The organism is Bacillus sp. JJ1474, assembly GCF_036965225.1.
In the GTDB taxonomy this organism is placed as follows: domain Bacteria; phylum Bacillota; class Bacilli; order Bacillales; family Cytobacillaceae; genus Cytobacillus.
In genome coordinates this window covers 1-3,528 of sequence record NZ_JBALPC010000316.1, presented here as the reverse complement: position 1 = coordinate 3,528, position 3,528 = coordinate 1, and the positions used below count along the sequence as shown (strand labels likewise).

General features: G+C 35.6%; 5 protein-coding genes. 3 read left to right on the top strand and 2 right to left on the bottom strand.

The annotated features are described in order from the left end of the window. Positions 1–161: 161 nt before the first annotated feature. Both V7164_RS25265 and V7164_RS25260 read left to right on the top strand, forming a co-directional pair. Positions 162–1,055, top strand: a complete 894-nt coding sequence (locus V7164_RS25265; protein ID WP_335346470.1) for a DMT family transporter — start codon at positions 162–164, stop codon at positions 1,053–1,055. Positions 1,056–1,081: 26 nt separating this feature from the next. Further along, the gene (locus tag V7164_RS25260; RefSeq protein ID WP_335346471.1) at positions 1,082–1,852 is read left to right on the top strand and encodes a Cof-type HAD-IIB family hydrolase; all 771 of its coding nucleotides are present in this window, start codon (positions 1,082–1,084) and stop codon (positions 1,850–1,852) included. A gap of 81 nt (positions 1,853–1,933) precedes the next feature. Here V7164_RS25260 and def read toward each other — a convergent pair whose 3' ends face one another. Both def and V7164_RS25250 read right to left on the bottom strand, forming a co-directional pair. Further along, positions 1,934–2,488 carry a peptide deformylase gene (def, locus tag V7164_RS25255; RefSeq protein ID WP_335355599.1) on the bottom strand — a complete coding sequence of 185 codons (555 nt, stop codon included), beginning with the start codon at positions 2,486–2,488 and terminating at the stop codon, positions 1,934–1,936. Between the two features lie 123 nt (positions 2,489–2,611). Next, on the bottom strand, positions 2,612–2,749 hold the full coding sequence (locus V7164_RS25250; protein ID WP_335355598.1) for a YjcZ family sporulation protein: 138 nt from the start codon (positions 2,747–2,749) through the stop codon (positions 2,612–2,614). Positions 2,750–2,971: 222 nt separating this feature from the next. On the opposite strand from V7164_RS25250, the gene V7164_RS25245 reads away from it, so the two are divergent. Beyond that, positions 2,972–3,528 (top strand): YkyA family protein (locus tag V7164_RS25245; protein WP_335355597.1); only part of this gene is annotated, 557 nt, incomplete at its 3' end.

The window sequence follows — 3,528 nt, the reverse complement described above, 5'->3', positions numbered from 1 at the left end:
AAATACAGCTTATCTCTCATGGGTATTTTTGGATAGCTCATGAATAATTGAACATTCCTTTATTAATATTCCTTAATTGACAATTTTGAAAAATGGGTTTAGTGTTTTATTACGTAAATCGAAATTTTTTACAAATTAGTTTTAAGGTAAGGATGAGGCAAATGGGAAAGCTATATAGTGCATTAGCAATTTTAAGCATCATTTGGGGAACATCATTTTTATTTGTTAAACTATTGCTGGAAGATTTGGGACCTGCTGGAGTTGTTTTTGGAAGGTGCCTTTTTGGCTTTTTAATACTAGCTATTTTCACATTAGTAAAACGTGAAAAAATCCAATACAAAGAACTTCCGCTAACAAAGCTTTTTTTAGTTGGATTACTAAACAATGCATTGCCATGGCTGCTTATTTCTATGGGTCAGACGAAAATCTCGTCAAGCTTAGCTTCCGTTATTAATGCCACAACACCTATTTGGACTCTTCTTATCGGCTCGCTATTTTTCTCAACCGTTTTAAGAAAAAAACAATGGATCGGTATTATTCTAGGGTTTATCGGGATATTTATTATTTCTGATCTAAAGTCTGGGGATTTTCTTTCGGGTCATTTTTCAGGAATCCTGTTTTTATTAGGTGCGACTATTTGTTATGGTGCAGGGACACAACTTACAAAGAAAAATTTAGGGCAAGTCTCGACCTTGCATATATCCTTATTTACCCTCTTTTTTGCTGCACTCATTAGTTTTTTCGTTATGTTAGTTTCATCGCCAGAATCCATCGTTGCCTTTACGGAATGGCATGTAATTTTCTCAATGCTTGGCTTAGGTTCATTAGGCTCAGGGGTTGCATACCTAATATATTATTATTTAATTAAAAATGGCGGTCCGGAATTTGCCTCCTTAGTAACTTATCTAGTGCCAGGATCAGCCATATTGTGGGGAGCTTTCATATTGGGAGAAAGTATTCATTATTCAATGATTGTAGGCTTGCTTATCATTTTTCTGGGGGTTTATATCACCTCTACTAAAGAAAAACAAAAAGAAGGTAAAGCTGCAGCCTAGTATGTATAGAAGGGAAAGAAACATAATTGAAAAAAATAGTATTCTTTGATATAGATGGAACGTTGGTAGACAGTGATAAACAGCTACAAAAGTCAACAAAACAAGCTCTTAAGCATTTAAAGGAGAATGGAGTATTTGTTGCGATTGCTACAGGGCGTGCTCCATTTATGTTTGACAGTCTGCGCAATGAGCTGGATATCGATTCTTTTGTTAGCTTTAATGGACAATTTGTTGTTTTTGAAAATGAAGTCATATTTAAAAATGAGCTGCCGACATCTGAAATTGAAAGGTTAGTGAACTACTCAATGGATAGAGGACATCCGCTTGTTTTTCTAGATGAAAAAGAAATGAAATCCTCAGAACTAGATAACAGATTTATTGAAGAAAGTATAGGCAGTTTGAAATTTCCTTATCCAGAAAAAGATATTGATTTTTATAAGAATAGGGAAGTTTATCAGGCATTAGTATTTACGGAAGAAAAAGAGGACGCGGCCTATGAAAGTGAATTTCCTAATTTCCGTTTTGTCCGCTGGCATCAATTTTCAACGGATGTGTTGCCTGCAGGAGGCTCAAAAGCTGAGGGAATAAAGCTAATGATAGACCGCTTAGGAATTGAGATGAAGAATGTATATGCTTTTGGGGATGGATTAAATGATATCGAAATGCTGCAAGCAGTTGGAACTGGAATTGCAATGGGCAATGCATTAGACGAAGTTAAGCTTGCTGCAGATGTAACAACAACTTCAGCAAACAACAACGGCATCTGGGACGGCTTGAAAAGAATAGGATTAATTTAGGGAAATTAAAATATAGGAAAAGACTGAACGCCTAATGTTCGGTCTTTTCCTTTGTCGCATGGTGTCCAAAAGTTGAACCTGCTATCTTTCGATTGGGACAGCACCCTCAATTGGTTTAAAAGGATCCTCTTTATTAATATGATCATAGAACATAATTCCGTTCAGATGATCAATTTCATGCTGAAACACGATGGCTAATATCCCTTTTAACCTTAATTTTACTTCAATTCCATCTATTGTAGTTCCTTGAACAGTTACTCTTGCATATCTTGGAACATTTCCAGGAATCAGATCATCAACTGATAAACAGCCTTCTCCAGAAGTTAAGTAAGCTTTTTCAACTGAGTGGCTTTTGATTCTTGGATTAAACAGCGCATAATTATGAAGAGTTCCTTTTTCATCCTTAAGGTAGACAGCAATCATCCTTTTTGAAATATTGATTTGCGGAGCAGCCAGCCCGATGCCTGGGCGCAGGCCATATTTTTCTGCAATCTCGGGGTTTTGACTATTGATTACATATTCTAAAAGGCTTTGTAAAATTAGCTTATCCTCTTCTGTTGGTGGAAGTGGAACTTCATCTGCAACTTTTCTTAATGTTGGGTGTCCATCACGAATAATATCCCTCATCGTTAACATGTCATTCACTCCTGTAGCATAAGATCAATCGGCGAATTTTTAATTACTTTATTTAGTCTATCAAAATGAATGAAAAATGTTAATAAAAAGAGAAGGTACATTTTTGCACCTTCTCCTACAATATTAGCAAAAGCAAACGCAGCCAACGATGATAAGAAGAATAAAAAGCACAACAATCAGCGCGAAGCCTCCGCCGCAGCCAAAACCGCCAGCAAACCCTGGATAGCCGCAGCCATAACCGTATCCACCATAACCAAACATGAAGGATAACCTCCCTAAAGTAGATTATCGCCTACATATTATTTTTTTTATAGGACGATTTATATAGCCTATGTTAGGAGTATTTTGTTGGTGAAGGCCTTTGCCTATGTCATAAATGAAAAGTATAGGGAATAGAATTATTTATGGACAAGCCTTTCGTGTATTGAAAAATGATGAGGCTGCAGGTATAGTTAAATTGTTCTAATTAAGGGGGTCTATAGCGTGCCGGTATCAATAAAAAGCTGCCTGATAATCATTTGTTTAAGTACGGTAATGATTATTTCTGGTTGTTTGAATAAGAGTTCAACTGTTGAACAAATATATAATGTTTTAGAAAAGGTTGTTGCATCGGAAGAATTATTTGAACAGCAGCAAGATCCGTTAGTCGAATTAGAGAAGAAAGAAAAAGAAATTTATGATAAAATAATTTCCTTAGGCATGAAGGAAATGGGAGAAGTTTCTAAATTGTCAGATGAAGCTGCCCAAATCGTTGACCAGCGGCAGGAACATATGGTCAAAGAAGAGGAAAGCATAAAAGCTTCTGAAAATGAGTTTAAATCATTAGAGCCACTGATTGAAGAAATGGAAGATCCTGAACTTAAGAGACTATCGCAAGATTTATTTGATTGTATGATGGAAAGATATTCTATTCATGAAGAAATATTTCAACATTACTCTAAAGCTATTCAATTAGATAAAGACCTTTACGCTATGTTTAAAGAAGAAAATCTTCAATTGACTCAGCTTGAGGAACAAATTAATAAAATTAATGAAGCATA

Excerpts from the sequence above, each read along its gene's own strand:
- V7164_RS25265 (WP_335346470.1), top strand. The coding sequence starts at position 162 with ATGGGAAAGCTATATAGTGCATTAGCAATTTTAAGCATCATTTGGGGA.
- def (WP_335355599.1), bottom strand. The coding sequence starts at position 2,488 with ATGTTAACGATGAGGGATATTATTCGTGATGGACACCCAACATTAAGA.
- V7164_RS25250 (WP_335355598.1), bottom strand. The coding sequence starts at position 2,749 with ATGTTTGGTTATGGTGGATACGGTTATGGCTGCGGCTATCCAGGGTTT.